Origin of the sequence: Actinomyces johnsonii, from assembly GCF_006546835.1 — a bacterium.
Lineage (GTDB): Bacteria > Actinomycetota > Actinomycetes > Actinomycetales > Actinomycetaceae > Actinomyces > Actinomyces johnsonii.
This window is the reverse complement of the sequence record NZ_VICB01000019.1, coordinates 114,132-140,284: the sequence shown is the minus strand read 5'-3', so window position 1 is coordinate 140,284 and position 26,153 is coordinate 114,132. Positions and strand designations below refer to the sequence as shown.

At 66.8% G+C, this 26,153-nt stretch carries 26 protein-coding genes; 15 read left to right on the top strand and 11 right to left on the bottom strand.

Going from position 1 to position 26,153, the window contains the following annotated elements:
• Positions 1-5: 5 nt before the first annotated feature.
• The gene (locus FK256_RS11440) at positions 6-1,334 is read left to right on the top strand and encodes a sensor histidine kinase (RefSeq protein ID WP_141424829.1); all 1,329 of its coding nucleotides are present in this window, start codon (positions 6-8) and stop codon (positions 1,332-1,334) included.
• Complete coding sequence (locus FK256_RS11435; protein ID WP_141424828.1) at positions 1,331-2,050, top strand: response regulator transcription factor; 720 nt, start codon at positions 1,331-1,333, stop codon at positions 2,048-2,050. Before FK256_RS11440 ends, FK256_RS11435 begins: the two co-directional genes overlap by 4 nt.
• Before the next feature lie 15 nt (positions 2,051-2,065).
• Here the strand turns inward: FK256_RS11435 and FK256_RS11430 are convergent, their stop codons facing one another.
• Both FK256_RS11430 and FK256_RS11425 read right to left on the bottom strand, forming a co-directional pair.
• Positions 2,066-2,572: a GtrA family protein gene (locus tag FK256_RS11430; RefSeq protein WP_141424827.1), complete on the bottom strand. Its 507-nt coding sequence runs from the start codon at positions 2,570-2,572 to the stop codon at positions 2,066-2,068.
• Between the two features lie 115 nt (positions 2,573-2,687).
• Complete coding sequence (locus FK256_RS11425; RefSeq protein WP_021605816.1) at positions 2,688-3,254, bottom strand: ribonuclease H family protein; 567 nt, start codon at positions 3,252-3,254, stop codon at positions 2,688-2,690.
• A 135-nt stretch (positions 3,255-3,389) separates the two neighbouring features.
• Here FK256_RS11425 and FK256_RS11420 point away from each other — a divergent pair, with 135 nt between their 5' ends.
• The 3 genes from FK256_RS11420 to FK256_RS11410 all read left to right on the top strand — a co-directional run bounded on the left by FK256_RS11420 (position 3,390) and on the right by FK256_RS11410 (position 6,224).
• On the top strand, positions 3,390-5,108 hold the full coding sequence (locus FK256_RS11420) for a sodium:solute symporter family protein (RefSeq protein ID WP_141424826.1): 1,719 nt from the start codon (positions 3,390-3,392) through the stop codon (positions 5,106-5,108).
• Between the two features lie 30 nt (positions 5,109-5,138).
• The gene (locus tag FK256_RS11415; RefSeq protein WP_021605814.1) at positions 5,139-5,369 is read left to right on the top strand and encodes a hypothetical protein; all 231 of its coding nucleotides are present in this window, start codon (positions 5,139-5,141) and stop codon (positions 5,367-5,369) included.
• A 162-nt stretch (positions 5,370-5,531) separates the two neighbouring features.
• The gene (locus tag FK256_RS11410) at positions 5,532-6,224 is read left to right on the top strand and encodes a DUF6891 domain-containing protein (protein ID WP_141424825.1); all 693 of its coding nucleotides are present in this window, start codon (positions 5,532-5,534) and stop codon (positions 6,222-6,224) included.
• Here the strand turns inward: FK256_RS11410 and FK256_RS11405 are convergent.
• The 3 genes from FK256_RS11405 to FK256_RS11395 all read right to left on the bottom strand — a co-directional run bounded on the left by FK256_RS11405 (position 6,175) and on the right by FK256_RS11395 (position 8,134).
• Positions 6,175-6,456: a hypothetical protein gene (locus tag FK256_RS11405; protein WP_141424824.1), complete on the bottom strand. Its 282-nt coding sequence runs from the start codon at positions 6,454-6,456 to the stop codon at positions 6,175-6,177. The genes FK256_RS11410 and FK256_RS11405 overlap by 50 nt on opposite strands.
• A gap of 119 nt (positions 6,457-6,575) precedes the next feature.
• Entirely contained in the window at positions 6,576-6,842 is a 267-nt protein-coding gene (locus FK256_RS11400; RefSeq protein WP_009233328.1) for an HPr family phosphocarrier protein, read from the bottom strand.
• 167 nt (positions 6,843-7,009) lie between these two features.
• Positions 7,010-8,134 (bottom strand): GuaB3 family IMP dehydrogenase-related protein, encoded by a 1,125-nt coding sequence (locus FK256_RS11395; RefSeq protein WP_021605812.1) that lies wholly within the window; start codon positions 8,132-8,134, stop codon positions 7,010-7,012.
• Positions 8,135-8,269: 135 nt separating this feature from the next.
• Here FK256_RS11395 and FK256_RS11390 point away from each other — a divergent pair, with 135 nt between their 5' ends.
• Positions 8,270-9,052 (top strand): exonuclease domain-containing protein, encoded by a 783-nt coding sequence (locus tag FK256_RS11390; protein ID WP_141424823.1) that lies wholly within the window; start codon positions 8,270-8,272, stop codon positions 9,050-9,052.
• A gap of 33 nt (positions 9,053-9,085) precedes the next feature.
• Here the strand turns inward: FK256_RS11390 and guaB are convergent, their stop codons facing one another.
• The gene (gene guaB / locus FK256_RS11385; RefSeq protein WP_244936391.1) at positions 9,086-10,648 is read right to left on the bottom strand and encodes an IMP dehydrogenase; all 1,563 of its coding nucleotides are present in this window, start codon (positions 10,646-10,648) and stop codon (positions 9,086-9,088) included.
• 379 nt (positions 10,649-11,027) lie between these two features.
• On the opposite strand from guaB, the gene FK256_RS11380 reads away from it, so the two are divergent.
• Positions 11,028-11,330 carry a WhiB family transcriptional regulator gene (locus FK256_RS11380; RefSeq protein ID WP_003781130.1) on the top strand — a complete coding sequence of 101 codons (303 nt, stop codon included), beginning with the start codon at positions 11,028-11,030 and terminating at the stop codon, positions 11,328-11,330.
• Positions 11,331-11,512: 182 nt separating this feature from the next.
• On the opposite strand, the gene groES is transcribed toward FK256_RS11380, so the two are convergent.
• Together groES and FK256_RS11370 are read right to left on the bottom strand one after the other, a co-directional pair.
• Positions 11,513-11,809: a co-chaperone GroES gene (gene groES / locus FK256_RS11375; protein ID WP_009233324.1), complete on the bottom strand. Its 297-nt coding sequence runs from the start codon at positions 11,807-11,809 to the stop codon at positions 11,513-11,515.
• 250 nt (positions 11,810-12,059) lie between these two features.
• Complete coding sequence (locus FK256_RS11370; RefSeq protein ID WP_141424821.1) at positions 12,060-12,875, bottom strand: SanA/YdcF family protein; 816 nt, start codon at positions 12,873-12,875, stop codon at positions 12,060-12,062.
• A 169-nt stretch (positions 12,876-13,044) separates the two neighbouring features.
• Between FK256_RS11370 and FK256_RS11365 the strand changes: the two genes are divergently transcribed.
• Positions 13,045-14,343, top strand: a complete 1,299-nt coding sequence (locus tag FK256_RS11365) for a class I SAM-dependent methyltransferase (RefSeq protein WP_141424820.1) — start codon at positions 13,045-13,047, stop codon at positions 14,341-14,343.
• A 52-nt stretch (positions 14,344-14,395) separates the two neighbouring features.
• Entirely contained in the window at positions 14,396-15,625 is a 1,230-nt protein-coding gene (locus FK256_RS11360; protein ID WP_021605806.1) for a glutamate--cysteine ligase, read from the top strand.
• Positions 15,626-15,649: 24 nt separating this feature from the next.
• Here FK256_RS11360 and FK256_RS11355 read toward each other — a convergent pair whose 3' ends face one another.
• Positions 15,650-16,057: a hypothetical protein gene (locus FK256_RS11355; protein ID WP_141424819.1), complete on the bottom strand. Its 408-nt coding sequence runs from the start codon at positions 16,055-16,057 to the stop codon at positions 15,650-15,652.
• 364 nt (positions 16,058-16,421) lie between these two features.
• On the opposite strand from FK256_RS11355, the gene FK256_RS11350 reads away from it, so the two are divergent.
• The 3 genes from FK256_RS11350 (at position 16,422) to FK256_RS11340 (ending at position 18,461) form a co-directional block, all read left to right on the top strand.
• Positions 16,422-17,030, top strand: a complete 609-nt coding sequence (locus FK256_RS11350; protein WP_141424818.1) for a hypothetical protein — start codon at positions 16,422-16,424, stop codon at positions 17,028-17,030.
• 216 nt (positions 17,031-17,246) lie between these two features.
• Positions 17,247-17,777, top strand: a complete 531-nt coding sequence (locus tag FK256_RS11345; RefSeq protein ID WP_009233317.1) for a hypothetical protein — start codon at positions 17,247-17,249, stop codon at positions 17,775-17,777.
• A 57-nt stretch (positions 17,778-17,834) separates the two neighbouring features.
• Positions 17,835-18,461, top strand: coding sequence for a hypothetical protein (locus tag FK256_RS11340; RefSeq protein WP_141424817.1), 627 nt, complete (start codon positions 17,835-17,837; stop codon positions 18,459-18,461).
• A gap of 50 nt (positions 18,462-18,511) precedes the next feature.
• Here FK256_RS11340 and FK256_RS11335 read toward each other — a convergent pair whose 3' ends face one another.
• Positions 18,512-22,306: an ABC transporter ATP-binding protein gene (locus FK256_RS11335; RefSeq protein WP_141424816.1), complete on the bottom strand. Its 3,795-nt coding sequence runs from the start codon at positions 22,304-22,306 to the stop codon at positions 18,512-18,514.
• Positions 22,307-22,424: 118 nt separating this feature from the next.
• On the opposite strand from FK256_RS11335, the gene FK256_RS11330 reads away from it, so the two are divergent.
• Entirely contained in the window at positions 22,425-23,153 is a 729-nt protein-coding gene (locus FK256_RS11330; RefSeq protein WP_141424815.1) for a TetR/AcrR family transcriptional regulator, read from the top strand.
• Here FK256_RS11330 and tsaD read toward each other — a convergent pair.
• Positions 23,137-24,183, bottom strand: coding sequence for a tRNA (adenosine(37)-N6)-threonylcarbamoyltransferase complex transferase subunit TsaD (gene tsaD, locus FK256_RS11325; RefSeq protein ID WP_141424814.1), 1,047 nt, complete (start codon positions 24,181-24,183; stop codon positions 23,137-23,139). The two genes, FK256_RS11330 and tsaD, sit on opposite strands and share 17 nt — an antisense overlap.
• A 148-nt stretch (positions 24,184-24,331) precedes the next feature.
• Between tsaD and FK256_RS11320 the strand changes: the two genes are divergently transcribed.
• Both FK256_RS11320 and FK256_RS11315 read left to right on the top strand, forming a co-directional pair.
• The gene (locus FK256_RS11320; RefSeq protein ID WP_141424813.1) at positions 24,332-24,943 is read left to right on the top strand and encodes a DNA-3-methyladenine glycosylase I; all 612 of its coding nucleotides are present in this window, start codon (positions 24,332-24,334) and stop codon (positions 24,941-24,943) included.
• 105 nt (positions 24,944-25,048) lie between these two features.
• Complete coding sequence (locus FK256_RS11315; RefSeq protein ID WP_141424812.1) at positions 25,049-26,122, top strand: hypothetical protein; 1,074 nt, start codon at positions 25,049-25,051, stop codon at positions 26,120-26,122.
• Positions 26,123-26,153: the final 31 nt, after the last annotated feature.

Below are 26,153 nucleotides of genomic sequence, written 5' to 3'. Positions count from 1 at the left end.
CAGTCATGAGCGGCACGTCCATCGAACAGATCCCCGAAGCCGGGCCCAGGGTCCCGCGCACACGTCTGGACCGCATCGCCGAGTGGTACCGCGCCAGCCCCGTGGGGACGTGGAGCGTCGTCGTCATCAACGCCCTGTTCCAGACCGCCGGCATCGGATACGCCTCTTCGCTTGGCATGAGCACGCTAGCGCTCAAGTGCGTGCTCAGCGTGATGACCAGCCTGTCCTTGATCTGGCGACGGCACTGGCCACTGGTGGTCGTCATCATCAACAACGTGGCCCTGATGATGAAGATGATCAAGACTGGCTCCGCAGAGTTCCTCCTCCCGCTGCTGGTGGCGATCTACACCCTGATCGCCATCGCGAGCGTCCGGGAGCGACTCCTGGGCATCGCCGCCACCCTGGTCTTCATGTCCATACCCTATCTCATGTCGATCAACGGACCAGTGACAGGTCTCATGCGGGAAAAGGTGCCGCTGTCAGACTTCATGGAGGAGGCCGGACTCCTCATCGCCGTGGTCACCGTGGCATCGATCACCCGGTCGCGCCGGGAGGCCCTGGAGCACGGAGATGCCCAGCTCGCCTCCCAGACGGCCGAGCAGCAGCTCACGGCGCAACGCGATGCCGCCCAGTACCAGGCCCGGGTTGCTGCTGAGCTCCACGATTCCGTAGGCCACTCCCTGACCGCGATCATCGCCCTGTCCGAGGGACTCCACGGCGCCAGTGGCAACCCGGATGTCGACGAGGCGATCGACATGGTCAACTCCCTGGCCCGCGACGGCCTGGCCGACACGAGGAACGCGGTCGCCTCGTTGCAATCCTCACCCGGCATCCTCGACGACTTCGGTTCCGGTGCGGTGACCAGCCCGCGCCCGATGGTCGTCACGGGCGCACGGGGCTGGGAACAGCTGGAGGATCTGCTGGCCACGATGCGGGCGACCGGCATCAGTGCGGCTCTTACCGAGACCGGTCGACGACCCAGTGGCACGGCGGCGGGCCGGGCGATCGGGGAGCTCGTCTACATCGTCGTTCGGGAGGCCCTGACCAATGTCATGCGGCACGCCGAGGGCGCCACGCGCGTCGTCGTATCCCTGGACCACACCGGCTCATGCACCCGGATCACCGTGTCCGACGACGGCCAGGTCACTGTCCCCTCCGATTACTCACGGGACTCCTCCGAGCCGTCGACCGGTCACGGTCTGACCAACCTGGCCTCCGTGATCCGCGAGCGCGGCGGCGCGCTCGACGTCGGCCCCAGCATCGCCCCGGGATCCGGTGGTTGGGTGCTGCACGCTGTCGTCCCGGTCTACGTTCCTATTCAGGAGGGAGCATGACACCTGTCTGCTCTCCTTCCTCCCCGCTCCCCTTGGAGCGTCCTGCCCCAATCGGGGTCATGATCGTCGATGACCAGAGGGCGACCCGCATGGGCCTGTCGCTCATCATCAACCGGGCCGACGACCTGAAGGTCGTGGCCGAGGCGGTCCATGGCCAGGACGCCCTCGACCAGCTCGTCGTCCTGTTTCAAGAGCACCGGCCGCTTCCCGACGTCGTCCTCATGGATGTGCGTATGCCGGTTCTCAACGGGATCGACGCCACAGCGCGCATCACCCAGCTCTACCCCTCGATCCGGACCCTGGTGCTGACCACCTACGACCAGGACGAGTTCGCCTTCGGGGCGCTGTCCGCGGGCGCCTCGGGCTTCCTGCTCAAGGACACCCGCACGGCCCAGCTCCACCAGGCGCTGCGGGCGGTCAACTCCGGGGACGCGATCCTCACCCCACGCATCACCCGCGAGCTGCTCAACCGGCACATGCTCAGGCCCGTCGCCTCACCCCAACAGCGCGCGGCGCGGCGACGTCTCAACCATCTCAGCCCGCGTGAACGAGAGGTGTCCGAGCTGGTGGCCGAGGGACTGACGAACGCGGAGATCGCTCAGCGACTCGTCCTGGCCCCGGACTCGGTCAAGAAGAACGTCACCCGGATTCTGACCAAGCTGGACCTGCGCGACAGGGTCCAGCTCGTCATCCTCATGCGCGACGCCCAGTCCTGAGCCGTAGTCGGCTCCTCAGGCCGCTGTCGCCAGAGCCTGCACCGGTACGGGCCGCTCTGCCGGGGCCGGAGCCCGGTAGACGAGGCGGGACTGGGCCAGGTAGTTGACGATGAAGAGCGTGGAGTCCACCAGCACCTTGGCCAGCCACAGGGGCGCCCCTGCCCCGGTGAGGACCGCGATACCGGCGTACGACGTCGCCGCGACCCCGCCCTGAACCGCCGCGTAGCCGCCGGCCGAGCGCCAGAAAGTCTCCGGAGCAGCCCGGAACAGGCGCCGGTTGAGCAGGAATCCCAGGGTGCAGGAGACAACCCGGGCTCCGACGACGGCGTAGAGGACCGAGCCGGTCAGCGAGTTGAGGATGAGCACCAGGGCGTAGTCGATCGTCCAGCCGGAGAAGGACACGGCGGCGAAGAGGAAGACCGTCGGAATGCGAGAACGCAGGCTCGCCAACCGGTTCAGGACGGTGGGTCGGGAGAGGAGAAGATTGGCCGATGCGGGGAGGACGGGGCTCGTCGTCGTCATGGCGATAAGCCTGGCTGCAGGCCTTATGCCACCTGTTTGACGTGCCTGTGCTGTTCCTGTGAGGGCGTGCGGTGATGGTTCCGGGGAACGGGGAAGAGGCCTCCGGAGCCGCGACTCAGAACAGGGCGTCGGTCCGCGGCGCGCCGCCAGGAGCGCTCGACGGCGCCGCGTCCAAGACCACGTCGGGTGCCGCTTCCTGTGCACGGCCTGCCCGGGTCCAGCCGGGTCCGGAGGGCACCGGGCGGCCCTGCTGGTAGGCGGTCGCGGCGCCGCGGGCCCGAGAGTCAGCGGCCTCGTTCATGGGATGGCCGACGTGCCCGCGCACCCACTCGAAGCGCACCGTGCGGCCCGCGAGCGCGGCGTCGAGGTCCTTGACGAGGTCGGCGTTGAGGACCGGCTTGCCGTCGGCCTTGCGCCAGCCGCGTTTCTTCCACCCGTGGCGCCACTTGGTCAGGGAGTTGATGACGTACTGGGAGTCGCACTGGATGAGGAGCTCCTCGCCAGCGAGTCCAGCGGCCTCGGTGGCCCGCAGGAGCTCCAGGACGGCGGTGAGCTCGCCGCGGTTGTTGGTCGAGCTCTCCCAGCCTCCGGCGGCCCAACAGTCATCGTCCACGTACCAGGCCCAGCCGGCCGGTCCCGGGTTGCCCAGGGAGGAGCCGTCGGCAGCAGCAGTCAGAGTCATGGAAGGCACTCTACCCAGCGACGCCGATGGCCCCGGGCAGGCACAATCATCTATGCCGATGTCGTCGCCGTGCTAGTCTGCCAAGCAGCAAGAATGAGCTTGCTCACCTGAAACAGATCCTCGAGAGGTACACAGATGTCCTCCACGCTGCACGCTCTGTCAGCCTCGTCAGCGTCATCCGGCACACTCATTGCCGCGCGCTGGTACGACTACATCCCCATCGCCATCTACTTCGCCTTCGTCATCGGCGTCGGACTCATCGCCCGATCCAAGGCTGCCACGGCGGACGGCTTCCTCACCTCTGGCCGTTCCCTGCCAGCCTGGGTGACCGGTATCGCCTTCGTGTCGGCGAACCTTGGCGCGGTCGAGATCATGGGAATGTCCGCCAACGGCGCCCAGTATGGTATGCCGACCTTCCACTACTTCTGGATCGGCGCGGTCCCGGCCATGATCTTCCTGGGACTGGTCATGATGCCCTTCTACTACGGCTCCAAGGTGCGCTCGGTACCCGAGTTCATGCTCAAGCGCTACGGCACCGCCGCTCACCTGGTCAACGCGCTCAGCTTCGCCCTGGCCCAGCTGCTCATCGCCGGCATCAACCTGTACCTGCTGGGCAAGATCATGAACTGGCTGCTGGGCTGGCCCCTGTGGGTGGGACTCATCGTGGCCGCCGTCATCGTCTTCTCCTACATCACCATGGGTGGGCTCTCCGCGGCGATCTACAACGAGGTCCTCCAGTTCTTCGTCATTGTGGCCGCGCTGCTGCCCCTGACCCTCATCGGCCTGCACCGCGTGGGCGGCTGGCACGGCCTGACTGACAAGATCACCGCCGCCGCCAAGCTCGCCGGCACCGACCCGGCCCAGCAGCTGCACTCCTGGCCCGGCAACTCGATCTCCGGCTTCGACTCCAATGCGATGTCGGTGATCGGCCTGGTCTTCGGCCTGGGCTTCGTGCTGTCCTTCGGCTACTGGACGACGAACTTCGTCGAGGTGCAGCGGGCCATGGCCTCGGACTCGATTTCCTCGGCCCAGTCGACCCCGATCATCGGCACCTTCGTCAAGATGTTCGTGCCCTTCCTCGTCATCATCCCGGGCATGGTCGCAGGCGTCCTGGTCACCGAGGTCCAGCAGCTCAAATCCGGGGCCAACACGAACTACCAGTACAACGACGCGGTCCTCTACCTCATGCGCGACCTACTGCCCAACGGTCTGCTGGGCCTGGCGATCACGGGTCTGCTGGCCTCCTTCATGGCCGGTATGGCCGCGAACATCTCCGCCTTCAACACAGTGTGGGGCGTAGACATCTATCAGCACTACCTCAAGAAGGACGCCGACGACGCCCACTACCTCAAGGTCGGCAAGCTCTCGACCCTGACGGCCTCCGTGGTCGCGATCCTCACCGCGATCATCGCCGCGAGCTACTCCAACCTCATGGACTACCTCCAGATACTGTTCTCGATGTTCAACGCGCCGCTGTTCGCGACCTTCATCATCGGAATGTTCTGGAAGCGGGCCACGTCCCAGGCCGGTTGGACCGGACTCGTCGGCGGAACCCTGGGCTCCCTGGTGGTCAACATCCTCATCAAGACCGGGACCCTGGTCATGCCGGGTCAGGGCGGCGCCTTCCTGGCGGCGGGCGTGGCCTTCACGGTCGACGTCGTCATCACGGTGCTGGTCTCCCTGGCCACGAAGCCGAAGCCCGACTCCGAACTCAAGGGCTTCGTCTACGCCCTGACCCCCAAGAGCGAGCGCACCGACCCGCACCTGCACGAGCTGCCCTGGTACCGCCGTCCGATCCCGCTGGGGATCATCGCCGGGGCCCTGGTCATCACACTCAACAGCATCTTCCACTAGATCCGCCCGGATACACGAAGGAGAACACTCATGAGCAATCGTTCACTCACGGACATCCGGGCGGTCATCACCGGGGCACTGGGGCTCATCGGCCTGTACCTGGTGGTGTGCTCGGTCCTGTTTAACAGCGCCGACGAGATGGACAAGACCGGAGGCATCAACGCCAACCTGTGGGCTGGCCTGGGCCTGCTCGCCATCGCTGCGGGTATGGGCCTGTGGTGGTGGATCAAGCCGACCCCCTCTGGGGGCGAGCAGGAATGAGCGCGCCTGAACCAGGCTGAGCCAGTCCCGTATCCGGTCCAGGGTCAGCCCGGCCATCAGGGTTATCCGGGCCAGAACCCCTGGCAGCGAGAGGTGTCGTCTAGGGGCCGGGCAGAGCCACCAAGCCCCTTTCCGTCGGTGGTGATTGTTAGGGTCTCGACCATGACCGAACTGAACGCCCAGCCCGACGGACTGAGAATTCCCGACGAGCTGCTCGGGGGCGTGGTTGACCCCGAACTCGAGGAGTACATCCGCGACCTCATCTGGATGCAACTCGTGCGCGGGAATGACTGCATCAACGACCACTCCTTCGAGATCGCCTCCGCGGTGGAGGACGCGGAGGGCGACGGCACGCTGTCCGACGAGCAGTGCCGTGCCATCGCCCAGTACCTGATCGATGCGCGCCGCGCCCAACAGGCGGGATTCGGGGATGTGCCCGCTACCAGGCTGGACCGCGCCTTCGAGGCGCTGCGGAGGGCCCACGTCGTCGCGGAGCAGGATTTCGCCTGCTGCAACACCTGCGGACACGCGGAGATCGAGGGCGGCCAGGGCGACCTGGGGTACGTGTTCTTCCACCAGCAGGACACCGAGGGCCTCGTGGAGAGCGGCAGCACCTACCTCAGCTACGGCATCTTCTGGCCCGCTCACATTAGCGAGGAGGAGTACAAGGCCCTGAACAACTCCCGGCGCAAGGAGCTCTACGACGCCACGACCGTCAAACTGATGAGGACCGTCGTCATCCCGATCCTCCAGGAACACGGCATCGGCGTCAGCTGGGAGGGAAACGTGGACACCCGCATCCTCCTCACCGGCGTCCAGTGGTACGTCCCGCTGCTCCCAGCGGGGCAGGGCTGAGGACGGGAGCCCAGCCCGGGAAGGGCCCCACGGGCTCGGGGCGAAACTTCTCCGTCAGGGCCGGCAGCTGAACCAACAGTCCCGGCTGATCGAGTTCCCCGGACACGATCCACAGGGTCCTGCTCGTGCGCGGCTGGGTGGTGCGGCGGGGCTTCTCGCCGTCACTGACCAGCCGGTTCGTCCAGGCCTGCGACACCAGTCCCGTCAGTTCCAGGGCGACGGCGGCCGCCACGATCCCCACTGCGACGTCCCGATGTCCACGGCACTGTCCGTCACGGGTGCTCCTGAGCGTCCCAACATGAACGGGGCGCGCTCCGCAGTGGAGCGCGCCCCGTCAGGCTGGGACTGTTCTCAGGCGTCCAGGTCGGTCTCCAGGAGAGCCTTGAGCTCCTCGAGGGCGGCGTCGGCGCCGTCGGCGTCAGAAGCCAGGGTGACGACGTCGCCGAAGCCGGCGCCCAGAGTCATCACGCCGAGGATGGAGGAGGCGTCGACCGCAGCGCCGCCTTCCTTGGCGATGGTGACCGGGACGCCCTTCTCGGCGACGGCCTTGACGAAGGTGGCGGCGGGACGGGCGTGCAGACCGACCTTGGAAGCGATGGTGGCGGTGACCTGGGCCATGTGAAGCTCCTTATGACATGTGGGGGCTAACGGCACGGGAACCGGACATGGCCCCGCACCGGTGTGAGCAGCGCGACGGCTGCCGTCTCGGCCGAGACTACCCGAGATCATGGCTCAGTTGCACTGTTCCGACCCTCAGAAACACCGCCGGGCATGGCGGGGTCCGCTCAGGAACCCGCATAGGGGGCCAGAACGACCTCGACCCTCTGGAGCTCCTTGACGTCGGCGTAGCCGGTGGTGGCCAAGGTGCGACGCAGGGCACCCATGATGTTGAGGGTACCGTCGGCGCGGTCGGAAGGACCGTTGAGGATCTCCGCCATAGTGCCAACCGTGCCCACATGGCTGCGGAAGCCCCGTGGCAGGCGCTCGTGGCGGGCCTCGGCACCCCAGTGGTAACCGCCGCCGGGAGCCTCCTCGGCCCGGGCGAGGGCGGCGCCGAGCATGACGGCGTCGGCGCCGCAGGCGATGGCCTTGACGACGTCGCCGGAGTTTCCCACCGAGCCGTCGGCGATGACGTGGACATAGCGTCCCCCGGACTCATCGAGGTAGTCGCGCCGGGCCCCGGCGACATCGGCCACGGCGGTGGCCATGGGCATGTGCAGGCCCAGGACCTGGCGCACCGACGAGGAGGCACCACCGCCCTGCCCCACGAGGACCCCGGCCGCGCCGGTGCGCATGAGGTGGAGGGCGGCGGTGTAGGTGGTCACCCCGCCGACGACCACGGGCACGTCGAGCTCGTAGATGAAGCGCTTGAGGTTGAGGGGCTCGACGGCTCCGGAGACGTGCTCGGCCGACACGAAGGAGCCGCGGATGACCATGAGGTCCACGCCCGCCTCGACGACGGTGCGCCAGTGCCGTTGCGTCTGGGCGGGGCTGAGCCGCCCGGCGACGACGACGCCGGCGGCGCGGATCTGCATGAGCCGCTCGGTGATGAGCTCGGGGCTCACGGGTGCGCGGTAGACCTCCTGCAGGACGCTGGTGGCCCGGGACGGGTCCGCCTGACGGATGCGTTCGAGGGCCTCGGAGGGATCCTCGTAGCGGGTCCACAGGCCCTCCAGATCCAGCACGCCGATCCCGCCCAGGCGTCCGACCATGATGGCGGTCTCGGGGCTCATGACCGAGTCCATGGGCGATGCCATGACCGGTAGGTCCACGTGGTAAGCATCGATCTGCCAGCCCACGCGCACCTCGGAGGTGTCGCGGGTGCGACGAGCCGGCACCAGAGCGATGTCATCGAAGGAGTAGGCGCGCAGGGCGCGCTTGGAGCGTCCGATCTCGACCTCTGTGCTCATGGCCCGATCCTAGTGGGCCCAGCCCACATCTACCGGAGCGACCGGCCCCGCAGCAGAGAGGCGCGACAGCGAACAACAGGCAGGGGCAACTTGGCGACTTACATAGGCGTCATACCCCGGTGGCATGCTGGGGGCATGAGCACCCACCGGCCCGCCCCCGCATCCGACGCCGCCCCCGCCGCTTTCCCCGCCTGGCCCTTCGGTCCCCTGCTCGGTTTCGACACCGAGACCACCGGCGTGGACCCCGGCCAGGACCGCCTCGTCACGGCGGCACTGGTCTGGCGCGGCGAGCGGTCGTCCGGCGGGGACAGGCGGCAGTCGGTGACCACCTGGCTCGCCGACCCCGGTGTAGAGATCCCCGAAGCGGCCTCCGCGGTCCACGGCGTGACCACCGAACGGGCCCGGGCAGAGGGGAGGCCGGTGACCGAAGTGCTGGCGGAGGTGAGCGATCTTCTGGTGTCCGCGATGGCAGCAGGCACCCCGGTGGTCATCTTCAACGCCTCCTACGACCTGACGCTCATGGAGTCCGAGCTCGCCCGCCACGGCCTGCCCACGATCCGCGAGCGCCTGAATCGCGAGCCGGGTCCCATCGCCGATCCCCTGGTCCTGGACCGGGCCGTGGACCGTTACCGCCGGGGTAAGCGCCGCCTGGGCGACCTCTGCGAGGTCTACGGCATTCAGCTCGATGAGGCCCTGCACAGCGCGGATGTGGACGTGGCCGCCACCCTCGACGTGCTCGAGGCCCTGGCCATCGCGCACCCGCAGGTAGCGGATCTCGGGCCGGAGGAGCTCGTGGCCTTCCAGGCCCGGGCCCACCGTCGCTGGGCCGAGTCCTTCAACGAGTGGCTGGCGCGCAAGAACCCCTCGCGCGCCCCGGCCCAGATCGCCTGGCCCCTGCCGGACTCCCCCGCGTGCTGAGCCGCAGAGCTCGCGGAGGAACGGCCCACGGGCTCAGGCGCTGTCGCGCCCGGTGTAGTTGGGGGCCTCGACGGTCATCTTGACGTCGTGGGGGTGGGACTCCTTGAGCCCGGCGCTCGTGATGCGCACGAACTGCCCGCGCTCCTTGAGCTCGGGGATCGTGCGCGCACCCACATAGAACATGGACTGGTGCAGCCCGCCCATGAGCTGGTAGACGACGTCGCCCAGCGCCCCGGAGTAGGGGACCTGGCCTTCGATGCCCTCAGGGACGATCTTGGAGTCGGAGGAGACATCGGCCTGGAAGTAGCGGTCCTTGGAGTAGGAGGTGCGCCCGCGCGAGCTCATGGCGCCCAGCGACCCCATACCGCGATAGCGCTTCCACTGCTTGCCGTTGACGAAGACGAGGTCCCCGGGAGACTCCGTGCAGCCGGCCAGGAGGGAGCCGAGCATAACCGTCTCCGCACCGGCCACGAGGGCCTTGGCGATGTCCCCGGAGTACTGCAGGCCGCCGTCAGCGATGAGCGGGATGCCGGCGGGGTTGCAGGCGTGAGCGGCCTCGTAGATGGCCGTCACCTGGGGCACGCCCACGCCGGCCACGACGCGGGTGGTGCAGATGGAACCGGGCCCCACCCCCACCTTGACGGCGTCGACCCCGGCGTCGATGAGCGCCTGGGCACCCTCGCGGGTGGCGACGTTGCCGCCGATGACCTCGATGCCGCTGAAGGCGGAGTCGGACTTGAGGCGGGAGATCATCTCCAGCGCCAGCTTGGCGCCGCCGTTGGCGGTGTCGACGATGAGGACGTCCGCACCGGCCTCGGCCAGGGCTCCGGCACGGTCCCAGGTGTCCCCCCAGTAACCGACTGCGGCGCCCACCACGAGGCGCCCCTCAGCGTCCTTGGTGGCATTGGGGTACTGCTCGGTCTTGACGAAGTCCTTGACGGTGATGAGGCCGGTCAGGCGCCCCTCAGGGTCGACAAGGGGGAGCTTCTCGATGCGGTGCTCGGCCAGGAGAGCCTTGGCGTCCTCCCGCGAGATTCCGGTGGCTCCGGTGATGAGGCGCTCGCGCGGCGTCATGCACTCGCGTACGGTCAGGCGCGCCCAGCGCTCAGGTGGGACGAAACGCAGATCGCGGTTGGTGATGATGCCCTGAAGGTTGCCTGCCGCGTCGACGACCGGCAGTCCCGAGACCTTGTAGTGGCCGCAGAGCTCGTCGAGCTGGGCGATGGTGGCCTCGGGCCCGACGGTCACCGGGTCGGAGACCATGCCGGACTCCGAGCGCTTGACGCGCCTGACCTGCTGGGCCTGCTCCTCGATGGACAGATTGCGGTGAAGGATACCGATGCCGCCCTGACGGGCCATGGCGATGGCCATGTCCGACTCGGTGACGGTGTCCATAGCGGCTGAGAGCAACGGAGTGGCCAGGTTGATCCGCGGCGTCAGTCTGGAGGTCGTATCGACCTCGGAGGGGATGACGTCGGTCAGCCTGGGCAGCAGGAGCACGTCGTCGTAGGTGAGTCCGGTAGGGGCAAAGGCGTCAGGGCTGGTGATCGAGTCGCTCACGGGGACATCGTAAGACGACCCGAGCGCCCCGTGCATATCCCCCGCCCGTTCATCCGTCGCCCGCCCGGTACCGGGCGCCGGGGCAGGACCGAGAGGGATTCCGGGCCGCCTCCGAGACCACGGCGACGACGTGACCTCCACCCCAAACATCAAGCAACAATGAACGCGGAAAGTTTCAGAAAAAAGATGTTCCACATGCATACATCATTCACAAAACGTTTCTGCTATTCGAGCGCCACAATATGACGCACGTTTCCAGATAACCAAAACACGGATACTCGGCAAATCTGAAGATAATTTCGTTGTGAGATAGAATGATTCTTCTTGATTAACGCCGCGTGCGATCTTATCGTTACGTATAGCGCATCAAGTTCGGTGTGCCCAACCGCCGTATCCAAAGGAGGGGAGGGAGGCAATGCACGACTCATCGCGTCTGCCCGGCCCGATCTCCACCCTCTGGGAGTGGCAGTACCGGGGGGCCTGTCTCGGCATGGATTCCTCGGTTTTCTTCCACCCCGAAGGAGAGAGAGGCGGTTCCCGTCGACGACGGGACGAACGAGCAAAGGCCATTTGTCAGGACTGCCCCGTCCTGGAAGAGTGCCGGGAGCACGCTCTAAGCACTCGCGAGCCCTATGGCGTCTGGGGAGGCATGAGCGAGGAGGAGCGGCGCGCTTACTACGAGCAGCAGGCACGCCGTTTCGCCAATGAACCGGCCTGACGCTCCGCCCTGTTTCAGGGAATCGACAGCACAGACGTTCCCAGTTCACGTCCGGACATTCTTCCGGACGCGGCGCACACATGCAGCAGGCATATTGCGCATATGTGTTGAGGGGGAGGCACCATGCGGTGCCTCCCCCTCAACACGTTGCGGCGCCGTGCGGCGCGAGCAATTTCAGCGGGTCACTTGGCAACGACCGCCAGGACGTCGCGGGCCGACAGGATCAGGTAGTCCTCACCGGCGTAGTTGACCTCGGTGCCCCCGTACTTGGAGTAGATGACGACATCGCCCTCGGCGACGTCGACCGGGACGCGCTTGCCGGAGTCGTCGACGCGGCCGGGGCCCACGGCCACGACCTTGCCCTCCTGGGGCTTCTCCTTGGCGGTGTCGGGGATGACCAGGCCGGATGCGGTGGTCTGCTCGGCCTCGAGGGTCTGGACGACGATGCGGTCCTCGAGCGGCTTGATGGAGATCGACATCGGAGACCTCCTCCTTCTCTTCAACGTGCAGTAGATCGGCTTGATCGCCCTCCCGAGGCGCGCCCGACCGCCGTCGCGGGTGCCGGTCCGGCACGAAGCAGGAGTGCGAGTCGCAGAAGGCACCCGCCTGCGTCCCAGGACCAGTGCGAGCACTCCGCTGCGCCTGACGGAGAATCTACGACGGCGTTAGCACTCAGTCAACGCGAGTGCCAAAGCGCGGCGCCGGTTTCGCCGTGGGCGTCAGCCCTCGTCAGCGACGGTGCTCGCGGGTCCAGGTGATGGCCTCCTTCACGCTCGTCTCCCGGCGCCCCAGGGTCGGCTCGCGCCGGGAGACAACGTCGGCCACGGCCTTGATCGTGGCCGGACGCTCACGCACCCAGCTGACTGCCCAGGTGGTGCGGTCGCCACGGGCCCGCGAGTCGCCGACGCCGTCGACGCTGACGCCGACCGTGCGGCAGATGGCGACCGCACGCGGCTCGTGGAAGTCCTGGGTCACGAGCAGGGCGCGTTCGATCCCGAAGATCCTGCGGGCCCGTACGCAGGTGTCGTAGGTGTCGAAGCCCGCGTAGTCCAGGGCGATCGCCTGGTGGGGAATTCCCTTGGAGACGAGGTAGTCGCGCATGGCGGTAGGCTCGTCGTAGCCGACGCGCCGATTGTCCCCGGATACCAGAATCGCCTCGACCCTGCCGCTGGTGTAGAGGTCGGCGGCGACATCGAGCCGGTAGGCCAGCCAGGGCGAGGGCCGCCCGTCGGCGTGCACGGCGGCTCCCAGCACGATCGCCACCGGAGCCCGTGCCGCGCCGTCATCATCGCTTTCACCGGCGACCTCGATATGCCCGGAACTGACAGTCCAGGCCCAGATGCCGGCCCCGGCCGTGACGACGGCCAGAACGCCGGCCAGGAAGAGAAGGACCAGTGTCAGCCGCCGCAGAAGAGCTCTACGACCACCTCCGGGACGAGAAGTCGGCTCCGGATCCCCCCTGCCATGAGCACCGCGATCATCACCGCGGTCCGCGGCGGCGTCAAACGCGCCGGTAGCGCCGATCCGCGGCTCCTCATCAGCCATCGCCTCCCCACCCGTCCTTCCGTCCACCGTCGTGCGACCCCACCGGAGCGCGGGGCGTTACGCACAACACTACCCACCCGGGTGCCCGCCGGCTCTCCGGGGCCTCCTCGCACTCCACCCAGCGGACATCATGCGCATCGGCAGGTTCGCCGTGGAATGATCTGTCGTGATGGCTGAGAACCACGTAGCGCTCCTCCTGACGCCCGAGGGCTGGGAGCTTCTGTCCTCCCTGCCCCCTTACGACCCGGCCGAGGCCCTGTCGCTGGGACGCTCCCTGCGCGAGGAGGGGCACTCCCCCGCTCTGGTGGCGGCCGCCCTGACTCAGCAGCGTCTGCGCGCCCGGGCCGCAGCCAAATTCGGACCCTTCGCCCAGCAGATGCTCTTCACCGCCGATGGCCTGGAGCAGGCCACCCGATTGGCGGTCTCGGCCCACCACGCCGCTCGATACGCGGCTGCGGGCATCTCGAAGGTCGCTGATCTGGGCTGCGGGATCGGCGGTGATGCCGTCGCACTGGCCGGGCTCGATCTTCCGGTGCTCGCCGTCGACCGCGATGAGGCCACGGCCGCATTGGCCACCATCAACCTCATGCCCTTCCCCCATGCGAGCGTCGAGTGCACCGACGCCATGGAGATCAACCTGACCGAGCGAGGGGTGGACGCCATCTTCGCAGATCCGGCCCGTCGGGCCCAGGGGAGGCGCATCACCGATCCCGAGCAGTGGTCGCCGGCCCTGTCGCGCGTGCTCTCGCTGCGCGAGTCAGTACCCGCTCTCGGCGTCAAGGTCGCCCCCGGCATCGACCACACCGCTCTGCCCTCCGACTCCCACACCCAGTGGGTGAGCGTGGACGGCGACGTCGTCGAGGCCGCCATCTGGTGCGGTCCTCTGGCCCCGGAGGGCCCCGGACGCTCCGCGCTGGTCCTGCGCTCCGGGGTCGACGGGGCGAGCGCCCATACGCTGACCGATTCCAGCGTCACCGATCCTTCCGAGCCACCGGTTCAGGTCGACCCGATCTCATCGCCCGACGATCTGGGCAGCATCATCCACGTGCCTGACGGCGCCGCCATCCGCGCCGGGGTCGTCGCCCACCTCTGCGAGGCAATGACAGCCCGGCCAGTAGGCCCGAGAATCGGCTACCTCACATCGGAGAGCCTCCCCGACGAGGCGACCGCGCCCTTCGTGCGATCCTTCCGGCTCACCGAGATCCTGCCGCTGAGGCTCAAGACCCTGCGTGCCCGAACCCGCGAGCTGGGAGTGGGAAGCCTGGAAATCCTCAAGCGCGGAGTCGATGTCTCCCCCGACGCACTGCGCGCCTCGCTGAGGCTCAGCGGCCAGGAGTCGGAGACCTGGATCCTGACTCGCGTCGGGAGCAAGGCCAAGGGCGCCGTCCTCGTCGTCGAGCCCATCGCCGCCGGCTCATCAACCGACTCGCCGATGCGCCGGGAAGACGACGCCCTTTCCTGCGACTAGCCACCGCACCACCTGCCAGCACCCGTCAGGGACCCGAGGAGACGACCAGGACATGCAGGACACGAACCAGAGCACCGCATCCGCCGCCGGAACGACAACGGACCTGCCGCCGGCCCGCCGGCCCCAGTCCCTGCCCTTCACCAGATCGGAGCGATCCACGCTGGGAGTGGAGTGGGAGCTGGCGCTCATCGACCGCGACAGCCTCGACCTGCGCCAGTGCGCCGAGGAGATCCTCCAGAAGGTGGGCCCGGATCCGCACGTGCACGGCGAGATGATGCTCAACACCATCGAGCTGGTCTCCGGGGCGCGCCGAACCGTCGCAGAGTGCGTGGAGGACATCGCCCTCGCTTTCGACCGTGTCCTTCCAGTCACCGACCCCCTGCGCGTGGACCTGGCCTCGGCCGGCACCCACCCCTTCGCAGACCCGCTGGTGCAGAAGGTGACCAACGCCGAGCGCTACGCCCGCCTGGTGGACCGCACCCGGCTGTGGGGCCACCAGATGCTCATCTTCGGCACCCACGTGCACGTCGGGGTCGAGGACCGGGCTAAGGTCCTACCGATTCTCAAGGCCCTGCTCACGCGCACCGCCCATCTGCAGTGCCTGAGCGCCTCCTCGCCCTTCTGGGCGGGTGCGGACACGGGATACGCGGACAACCGGGCCATGATGTTCCAGCAGCTGCCCACCGCCGGCGCACCCGAGCAGTTCAACACCTGGGAACAGCTGGAGAGCTACACCGGAGACCTGGTCCACACCGGCGTCATCGAGGATTTCACCGAAATCCGCTGGGACGTGCGCCCCTCCCCACGACTGGGGACCATCGAGATCCGGGCCTGCGACGCCGCCACGAACCTGACCGAGCTGGCCGGGATCGCGGCGCTGACCCAGTGCCTTGTGGAATCCTTCTCCCGCACCCTGGACCGCGGCGAGGAACTCGACGCGATGCCCGACTGGTACGTCGCCGAGAACAAGTGGCGCTCGGCGCGCTACGGCATGGACGCGATCCTCATCGTCAACTCCGCCGGCGAGGAGGAGCTGGTTGGCGACACGGTTGAGCGGATGCTCACTGAGCTCGCTCCCGTCGCCGAGGATCTCGGCTGCGCCACTGAGCTGGACTCCGTGCGCGCCACCCTGGAGACGGGAGCCTCCTACCAGCGTCAGATCGCCGCCGTCGGGGCCTACGGGGGGCAGAGAGAGGCGGCTGTCAGGCTGCTGCTGGCCGAGGCCCGCGCCGGCAGGCCCCTGCGCCCCACCGAGGTGCTCTCGCTGGCGGCCAAATCCTGACGACGCACGGGCGCCGCTCCCCTTTCAGGAGCGGCCCGTCCGCTTCCCTATCTCGTCGCGCAGGAGACTGGTCATGCTGGTGACGGGGCTCCCCAGCAGGGCGGGAAGCGGAATCGTCGTGTGGCCGTGGGAGAAGCTCCTCTCCATCCGGCGCGTCACCCGCGGCGGCAGCGCGGGGCGCAGGCGCTCCAGGGTCGCCTGCGGCGCGCGCAAGTAGACCAGGACGCAGTCGTTGTTGCCGACCTTGAGCCAGCCGTTGAGCGTGCGCACATTGAATTCCTCGATCTCCTCCCACCGGATAAGACCCACCGAGTCGCGGATCAAGTGATCGTGCACGCCCGCGGCGTCGATGACCAGGGTCGGCCTGGGGCCGGAGAGATAGCGCCACAGATCCACCAGACTCAACGGCAGGCCGATGACGCACGCGACCATGAGGCTTATTCACAGGGTAAGAAGAACGGTCTCTGACGCGGGTAAAACGCAGGGCTTTCTACGTCTGTGAATTACCCTCTGTGAATGCTCACCAACGCCAGGTCGCCGCCGTCGAGATCTATGGAGGGCGGAGAAAGTCAGCCATCAGATCGCTCTGACTGAGGCCCTTGCCGGCAGTCCCCTGCGCCCCAATCGAGCTCCTCTCGCCGGCGTCCAGACCCTGAGGAGACCGGAAGTTCAGTACCTCATCCGGTGACGACGACGCCCGCTTTGCCGTTTCCCCTTCTTGCCGGCGCCCTCCACCTCCTGAAAGAAGAAAGAAGTCCCCATTCTCATTGAGGACGCTCAACGCTAAACTCCCTCTATGACACTCCCTGCAGCACAGTATCCGAGCTCATCGCTTCCCAACACACTGGTCCTGCGGTCCCGAGACACCGAAACAAGGCTCATCATCTGCTTCGTATTCTCCCTTATAATAAGCCTGCTCCTTGATCTGCTCATCGTCCTGTTGTTTACCGTCCTGGGATTGAAGGGGCCTGCGGTAGCCATCTCGCCTCTGCTGCTGATCGCGATACCTTTAAACATTGCCGTTCCGTCCTTCTACCTATGGAAGATCGTCGAAGTGCACAGGGCCTGCACAGTTGTCAACAGCCAGGGCCTGCGATTGCAACAGTCAAAACAGTTCGAGCGCTTCATTCCCTGGGAGGACGCGCACGGGCGCATCGCCGTCAAGACGGTGAGCCAGTACACACCTGGCGCCAACATGGCGATCATGAGCCTCATATTCCTCAAAATGGATCATGAGGAACTGGTTCTTCCCGGGACCCTTCTGAACTCGAACAGATCGTACGCCGCCACAGCGACGTCATATGCGACCGCGATACGTATCCTTGCCTATGACCCTTGGGGCCAGCACAAGCCTCTCATAGACTCTGAGAACACCTTCATGCAGGCACCCCAGAACATCATCTAAACAGGTCTCCAGGAGTATACAATCCACCACCGTGCGCAGATAAGCAAGGTTCCCATGGCCCATCAACGATCCAGGCCGAGGAACCAATGCGGCGCATGGGTAGACCATCCCGTGGACGCTCATCGGCGCGATCCCTACACTGAGGACATGATCCCCGCAGCAGCATCCGCTGACTCCCCATCGACTAAGAGGCTCGTACTACGTTCACGTGCGACCATGGCAAAGTTCTACGCCTTCCTTATCACATCAGCCCTCTTGTCCCCGTTAGCAATCCCCTTGAACATCGTCGTGTTCACATCCTCCGGAAACGGCATCATCCTGTTTCAGATATTCTTCGGAATTCTACTGATCTGCTTCATCGGGGCGTTCTTCTCACTCGGGGCTATGGCAATCGGTATGCGCACCATCGTTGACGAACGTGGTATCGAGCTACGGCAGACGCGGCAGGCGCACCGGCTCATCCCCTGGCAGCAGGCTCACGGGCGCGTCATGGTCAAGACCACTACGCAGCACACCAGCAAACGTTCCACCACGATCAGCCTGATTGTGATCAACCTTGATCACGAGCAGGTTGAGATTCCAGAGACTCTACTACGAAGCGACGGCCCCAGCGGCATCGCTCAACAGAACTATCGGACTGCCGTGCGGATTCTGTCGCACGATCCTTGGGGGCAAACAGAGCCCCTTGTCGAGACGGAGAACGCGCTCACCCCTTTGGTCCGTCACTCATTTCCTCTCAACCCGTAGTCTCATTGGGGAGCACACCCCTTTGCGGGGCCTTGGGGATCTCCCTACACTCGAGATATGTCCTCCCCCTACGTCTCGCCTCTTCTCCCACCACAGCCTCTCGAGGTTCGCTCCCGCAATATCGACAGGCAGTTCATTCCTGCCGCCATCGCCATCATTATGCTGGCTTTGGTTGCTCTTCCCATCTCCCTGCCGTTTCTCCTTTTTCCTGGGCCGTACACAGTTGTCGGCCTGCTCCTTCTCGCCACGCTCGGATTCCTCACCTGGTTCGTGATCTGGAGGTATCGCAATGTCACGGCAGTGCGAACCGTCGTCGACGGGCGCGGCCTGTGGCTTCAACAGATGAAATCCTCGGGCCGTTTCATCCCCTGGGATAACGCCAGCGGGCGAGTCACCATCAAGACGGTCAATCAGTACACCCCCGGATCCCCCGGGCCCACAACGATGAGTCTCGTGTGCCTCAAGTTGGATCAGGAGGAGCTGGTGCTTCCCGGAACCGTTGTGACCGCAAACGGTTCGAGCAGCGCGGTCCAGCAGTCGTACACCACTGCGATGCGGATTCTGGCCTACGACCCCTGGGGGCAGCGCGAGCCTCTCATGGAGTCCACGAATGCTTTCGCGCCTCAGGCGCCCCAAGCGACCGTCATCTACAACGGGTACCCCGGATACCACTCGTTCGGGTAGTAGCCGCCGTCCGGCCCGCGACGCGCGGCTCGCCGCACATGTCTTGTGTCCTACACGAGCGCCCATCCGCGGGCCCGGGTGCGCTGCTCCCAGAAGCCCCGGTAGGGACCGTCGACCTTCACGAGGTCCTCGTGGCACCCGCACTGGGCGACGTGCCCGGCGTCGTCGAGGACGATCACCTGGTCGGCCGCTGCGATCGTCTCGAGCTTGTGGGCGATGACGATGAGTGTCGAGGTGCGCCGCAGCTCCTGCATCGCGGCGACGATATTGGCCTCGTTCTCCGCGTCCAGGGCGCTGGTGGCCTCGTCGAGCAGCACGATCGGTGCGCGCTTGAGCAGAGCTCGGGCGATGGAGACGCGCTGGCGCTCGCCGCCGGACAGTGCCCGTCCTCCCTCGCCTACACGCGTGTCCCAACCGTGGGGCAGACGGTTGACGATCTCGGTGACACCGGCGAGGTTCGCTGCCCAGCGCACCTGCTCGTCGTCGGCCGCGGGGTTGCCGATGCGGATGTTGGCGTTCAGGGTGTCGTCGAAGAGGTAGACGTCCTGGAAGACCATCGAGAGCTGCTCCATGAGCTGGGCGGTCGGCATGTCGCGCACGTCGGTGCCGCCCACGCGTACGCTGCCGGAGCCGGTGTCCCAGAAGCGGGCGATGAGGCGGGCGATGGTCGTCTTACCACTGCCGGAGGGGCCCACGATGGCGCACATGGCGCGTGCGGGCACGCTCATCGATACTCCGTCTAGGACGGGTTCGTCGGCGCGGTAACCGAAGACGACGTCGTCGAGCTCGACGGCGCCCGGGTCGGGTAGCTCGGCACGGGCCTGTGGCTCGGCCATGAGCTCGGCGTCCATGACGGCGTCGAGGTGGTTCATCATCTGACGCCGTTCCTCCAAGCCCATGACGGATGCGCCAATGTCGTCGAGCATGGTGGTGAAGCGCAGGCACATGCCGATGATGGCGACGGCCACGAGGGGCTCCATGGTGCCGGATACCGCGAAGGAGGCGGTCAGGGCGATCATGGTGACGACGATGACCTGGCTCAGTGCCCCGTTGACGAGGTTGCCGGCGGTCTCCCACCACAGGGCGCGCCTCGAGGCGCGGTTCCCGTCATCGAAAGCGGAGGTCAGGCGGCTGTAGCCGGTGGCGGCCCTGCACGAGCGCAGAGCGCCCTGGCAGCGGGCGATCTCGACGACGCGGGTGGCCAGCTCGCGCTCGGCGGGCTCGGAGATGGACTTGCCGCGGTCCAGGAGGCGGCGCGCGGCACGTACCAGACCCGCGAACAGGGGCGCAGCCACGGTCAGTAGCAGGCCCAGGCGCCAGTCCCAGGCCCAGGCTCCGGCCCAGACGATCACACAGGCAGCGGTCGTGGAGGTGAGCATGTACATGAAATGGGCGGCGGACTCCCCCAGGGCCACCATCTCCTGGCTGACGGCCCGCGACAGGATTCCGGCGGAATCGGCGTCGAACCAGCGCAGAGGCAGGCGCGCAATCCGGTCACCGACCGCATGATGAACATCGTGCATGAAGCCGAGGGCTCCGGACATTCCTCGGCGCTGCCCCTGGAACTCCGTGACGGCGGCGACGACGCCGCAGATGACGAAGACGATGAGCCAGCCGCCGAAGGACAGCCCCCATCGGGGCGCACCGGCGCCAAGGGCAACCGAGGCGGGCAGGAGTGAAACCAGTGCGGCCCCAGAGGCGATGCCGTTGGCCGCTGCCAGAATGAGACAGCTGCGCGTCTGATGCCAGGAGGAGTCCAGCATGAGCCTGCGGAAGCGGGACAGCAGGGAGCTCACGGCCCGGGGGGCGTCGGCAGCCGGCGTCGGAACCGAAGGAACAGGCCGTGGACGATCGGCTTCGTCGACGGCTTTCGGACTGACAGCGGTGGGAGTCTCCTTCTCTGCCCCGATATCTGCTCGGGTGAGTCCGTTCGGCACGGCGACGGGTTCCTGGCCGGAAGGAGCGGTGGCCTCGTAGAGCTCGCCGGTCTGGCGCAGAAGGGCGCGGTAGTGGGGCTCGTCCACGAGGTCGTCGTGGCTGCCGGAGGCGACGATGCGCCCGTGCTCCATGACGGCGATGCGGTCGGCGCCGCGCACGGCCGCCGGGCGATGGGCGATGACCAGAACGGTTCGGTCCTTGACCAGGGCACTGAGCGCTTCCTGGATCTCGGCCTCGGACTCGGGGTCGGCCATGGCGGTGGCCTCGTCGAGCAGGATGACGGGGGTGTTCAGCAGGATGGCACGGGCAATGGCGATGCGCTGCTCCTGGCCGCCGGACAGAGCCGTGTCCTGCCCCAGAACGGTGTCATAGCCACCCGGCAGGGCCATGATCTCCTCGTCGATGCGGGCCACGCGGGCGGCGGCGCGCACCTGGTCCAGATCGGCGTCGGGACGCCCGAGCGCGATGTTCTCCCGCACGGTGGTGCCGAGCAGCTGGGCGTCCTGGAGGACGAAGGAGACGGTGGAGTACAGGGTGGCCTCGTCCATGTCCCGCAGGTCCACGCCGCCGATGCGAACGGCGCCGGCGTCGGGGTCGGCGAAGCGGGCGATGAGAGTGGCCAGTGTCGACTTGCCCGAGCCGGAGGGGCCCAGCAGAGCGGTGACGGTGCCGGGCTCCAGAGTGAGGGAGGCGTTATCGACCGCGAGGGTGTCCCCGTAGGAGAAGGAGACACGACTGATCTCGACGAGCGCCGTGCGGGGCCGCTCGGGCCGCTCGGCGGCGGGCAGAACGGGGGTGTCGAGGACCTCGCACAGGCGCAGGGCCGCGGCGCCGGCCAGCTGGTAGGACCAGGAGATCGAGGCGATGGTGATGAGCGCAGCGGGCAGGACCAGGGCGATGAGAGTCGTGGCCAGGACCTGGGGCAGGGTGACGGCGCCGGCGTGGATGAGCAGCGCCCCGCCACCGAGGTTGACCAGGAGTAGCACGGGGATCGAGACCCAGGTGAAGGACAGGCAGGTGACGGTCACCAGGGGCATCGCCCAGGCGCGGTAGAAGGCGGAGAACTCGTCGGCTGCGGCGAGGTAGGCCGAGTGGGCGCGCCCCACACGCCCGAAGGCCTTGACCACGCCGATACCGGAGACGAACTCGACCATAGTGGAGGAGATGGCCGCCAGCTTGCGGTCCATCTCGACGGTCTTCTCGTTCATACCGCGCATGGACACCGAGTAGGTGAGTACGTAGAGGACGAGCGTGGAGACCGCCAGCAGAGCCAGGCGCCAGTCGATCCAGATGGCGCACACCAGCAGCGCCAGCGGAGTGACGACGGCGTTGAGGCGCTCGACGGGGCCGTGGGCGATGACGGTGTGAACGAGGGTCGTGTCGTCCTGGACCGCCTTGCGGATGCGCCCGGAGGTGGAGGCGGTGAACCAGGCCAGTGGAGCCTGGGAGATGCGCTCGACGATGTCGCGGCGCAGACGGTCTCGCAGGGACAGGTCGGCCAGGTGGGTGATGAGCAGCGCCAGGAAGTACAGGAACAGGCGGGCGGAGTAGGCGCTCACGAGCATCATGACGGCCGAGCGCACCTGCTGCGGGTCCGGACTCACGCCCGCCCGGTAGGCGCGCAGGAGGATATCGCCGAGCTGGACCAGTGCGATATAGGGCGCCACCGCCAGGACCGCGGAGAGCAGGACAAGAACCTGGCCGATCCGCAGGCGGGTGCGCACGGGGGATCCGAGGCGGGCGATGGCGGCCTGCCCCTGGCGGGAGCGTTGGGTATTGCTCCGACGGGCCTGCTTGCCGGGGTCCTCCGCCCCACCGGCGCCTTCCGAGACCTGCGACTGTGGCGATACCTGTGACGACGACTGCGACAACGCCCCTGGCGCCGACCGCTGCACCTGCGTGCTCATCAGGTTCCATCCTTCCGTCGACCCTAATTCTGAATGGCTTTCAGAACTCGATAAGGCACACCTTACTCTTACCGCTGAAGCAGGGGCAACCGCCGTCGCAGCGCACTACGGTACTGTCATGGCATCACCAGCACGACTGGGCAGACCGACCGGACCGAGACCCGGTTTCTCGCGCGACGACGTCGTCGACGCCGCTCTTGAGCTCGGCATCGCGGACTTCACGCTCACCGCAGTGGCCAAGCGGATGGGGGTGGCGGCCTCCGGGCTGTATCGCACGATCTCCTCGCGCGAGGATCTGCTGGCCGCCTGCCTGGAGAGGATCGCCGCCGAGGCCGATGTCCCGTCCGCTGGGGAGAGTTGGCCCGATGCGGTCAGGGCGCATGTCGAGGCCGTCTGGGGGATGCTGGAGCGCTACCCGGGCCTGGCCGGAGTCATCATGGGTGTGCCGTGGGCACACCAGCTCTTCGCAGGCCCCGTGGTCAGGGCCTGCCAGTGCCTGGTCAACGGCGGACTGGGGGCGGAGGAGGCTGGCGTGGTCCTGGACTTCGTGGGCGACACCGTCATTTCCACGCACGCGCAGATCGAGGTCATGCGCTCGCCCGTCGCCCGCGCCGGGCGGGGCGCCTCCACGGGGCTGGAGGAGGCGAGCCGGTTCGCCACCGCAACTCGGGCGCCAGATCTGCCCGAGGCACTGACCCCGAACGAGAGTTGGTTGGACCGGGGCGGATTGGACCGCAAGATCGAGATCATCATCCGGGGCGTTGCCGCCGGCCTCCCTGCCGGCGGCGACGGTGCGGTGGACAAGCCGCCGTCCAGCACGCCGGCGGACGTCAGTGAGCGACGCTGATGTCCAGCGGCATCCCTGAGTCCGGGGCGAAGTCCATGGGGCTGGGGGCGACGCCGGCGCGCGTGGCGGCCGATCCCAGGGCGGCGATCTGGGCTCCGTTGTCGGTGCAGAAGCGCAGCGGCGGCAGGCGCAGGGTAATGCCTGTGGCTTCGCAGCGTTCGGCCGCCAGGGAGCGCAGACGGGAGTTGGCGGAGTAGCCGCCTCCGACGACGAGCGTATCGCAGCCGGTATCCAGGCAAGCCTGGACCGCCTTGGCCGTCAGGGAGTCGTTGACGGCCTCGGAGAAGGCGGCGCACACGTCGGCACTGGGCACCTCCTGGCCGGCGTCCTCCAGGGACTCGACGTAACGGGCCACCGCTGTCTTGAGCCCGGAGAAGGAGAAGTCGTAGCGGTGACGCTCCTTGTCCTTGCCGGCGGCCAGACCGCGGGGGAAACGGATGGCACTGCGGTCGCCCTCCTGGGAGAGACGATCCACGTGCGGACCGCCGGGGTAGGGAAGCCCCAGGAGTCGGCCGACCTTGTCGAAGGCCTCTCCGGCGGCGTCGTCGAGTGTGCCGCCGAGCTCAACGACGTCGGTGGCGATGTCGCGGATGCTCAGGAGGTTGGAATGTCCGCCGGAGACGATGAGGCCGATGAACTGCTCGGGCAGTGGGCCGTCGACCAGTTCGTCAACTGCCAAATGCCCGATGACGTGGTTGACACCGTAGATCGGCCTGCCCAGGCTCGCGGCCAGGGCCTTGGCGGCGGAGATGCCGACGGTCAGAGAGCCGATGAGTCCGGGACCGGCGCACACGGCGACGGCGTCGATCTCGCCCAGCTCGACGCCCGCTCTCTCCAGCGCGGCATCGAGGGTGGGCAGGAAGGACTCCAGGTGGGCTCGCGAGGCGATCTCGGGGATGATTCCACCGAAGCGCGCGTACTGGTCCATGGAGGTGGCGGTGACGTCGGCGAGGAGCTCGCGGCCGCGCACGAGGGCCACACCGGTCTCGTCGCAGGTGGACTCGATGCCGAGGATGAGGGGGTCGCTCACAAGCCCTCAGCCTATCGCCTGCCGACGCGAACGGAGGACAGCCCCTCACCGGGCCCCTGTGGGGCGGGCCAGCAGGTTCAGCCCGGACTACCGTTGAAGCGAGCCGACCGAGCTGCGATACGGGCGCAATAGACGAGGAGGTACTGCGATGACCGAGCCTGACAACCCGGACCTGGTGATGGGCGATGACGGCCTGGCCCGGCCGGCCTGGGCCGCCACCGATCCTTTGCTGCGCGAGTACTACGACACCGAGTGGGGCATGCCGGTGCGCGACGAGAGGGGAGTCTTCGAGCGGGTGAGCCTGGAGGCCTTCCAGTCGGGCCTGTCCTGGGCGACGATCCTGCGCAAGCGCCCAGCCTTCCGCGACGCCTTCGCCGGATTCGACCCCGACGCCGTAGCCGGCTTCGGGGAGGCGGACGTGGACCGACTGCTGGCCGATGCTCGGATCGTACGTAACCGGGCCAAGGTCCTGGCCACCATCACCAACGCCCGCGCGACGGTGCACCTCAGGGATACCGTCGACGGCGGCCTGGCGGGCCTGGTGTGGTCCTACCGGCCAGAGTCGACTCCGCGACCGCATCGGTTCGCGGACATCCCCACGCAGTCGGAGCAGTCGGTCGCCCTGGCCGGTGACCTCAAGCGCCGCGGTTTCCGCTTCGTCGGCCCGACGACGATGTACGCCCTCATGGAGGCGATCGGAATCATCGATACCCACCTGGTCGGCTCCCACCGCCGTGGCTCCTCCGGGGTCTGGAGCTAGGGATCCCGGGCGCTCCGAGGCCAGTGCGCGAGCCCGACGTCGCCTGGCTCACGGCGGGGATCAATACCCCTACCTCTTACCCGCACGCACCCCTACGCTCCTGCCATGAACAGGCCCAGGCAGCACGCTCCTCTCCGCCACCTCGACGGCCCCGGGCGCAGCCTCCACACCCGGCGCGAGAAACGGCCGGCGGCATCCTTCATTGCCGTCATCGCCGTCACCCTGGCGGTCCTGCCGCTCTCGGCGTGCTCCGACGGCGGGGGCAGTATCATCCGCTCTTGGCTCCTGAAGCAGGACGGTGTTGAGAAGGTCGATGTAACTCATTCGAATTGCACTTTTCTTGACGGAGACGATGACTGCAACACTGTTGCCACAATCAGCCTTTCTCCGAACACGAACCCAGATGCCGTATGCTCCCTGGCGCAGAAAGCGGATAAAGAGCTACCCAAGAAGAAACGCATTGACAGTTACAGCGCCACCCTTACCTTCACATGGCAGTATCACGGAACAGAACTGACGCTTGAAGACCACGAAACCCCCATCGCGAACACGGCCAGCACGGAGAAGAACCCCTCACAAGAATGTGAGATGCTGAACACCGCAGCCGAATATACTGGAGAGGAGGTGGACAAGATCAGCACCTCCTCAGGTCGACTGGAAATCAACCGCGGAGACGTCGATAAAGTTCCAGACAACCTATTCACCCGAGCCCCCAGCCCGGACAAAGAAGTGGGAACAGAATCATGGGACTCTTTCAAACTCAATGACTGGGATACTACCGTGACTGCATCTTCGACCACTGCCGTATCAGAGCCGGCAACCAAGAAACTGCTTACGGAGATCACCCAAACGCCCGGTCCGAGTGATCGCTCCAAGCTTTTAATCTTCTTTCAACTCGGAGGATATCAGGGAGAAAGTTCTGAATCTGAAATCACAGTTGGAGGTCTGGGCGGCGCCCCGCTCGTCGGCCCGGACACCGATGCCGCCGCGCCGGTCCTTGCTATCGCCATGAAACAACCAAAGATATCAAAGATAAGGCTGTGCCCGTCATCCAAGAAAGGTTCTTCCATGGACAATTGCATCGTCTACTCCAAGAAGAACGGCTCCTTCGACACCGACAGCGAGCACTCCACTGGAAAAACTCGAGAGATCTATGAAGCCGCAAAGAAACTGTCGTAGGTTCCCCTTGCTCCTGTCGAACGCGGTCGGA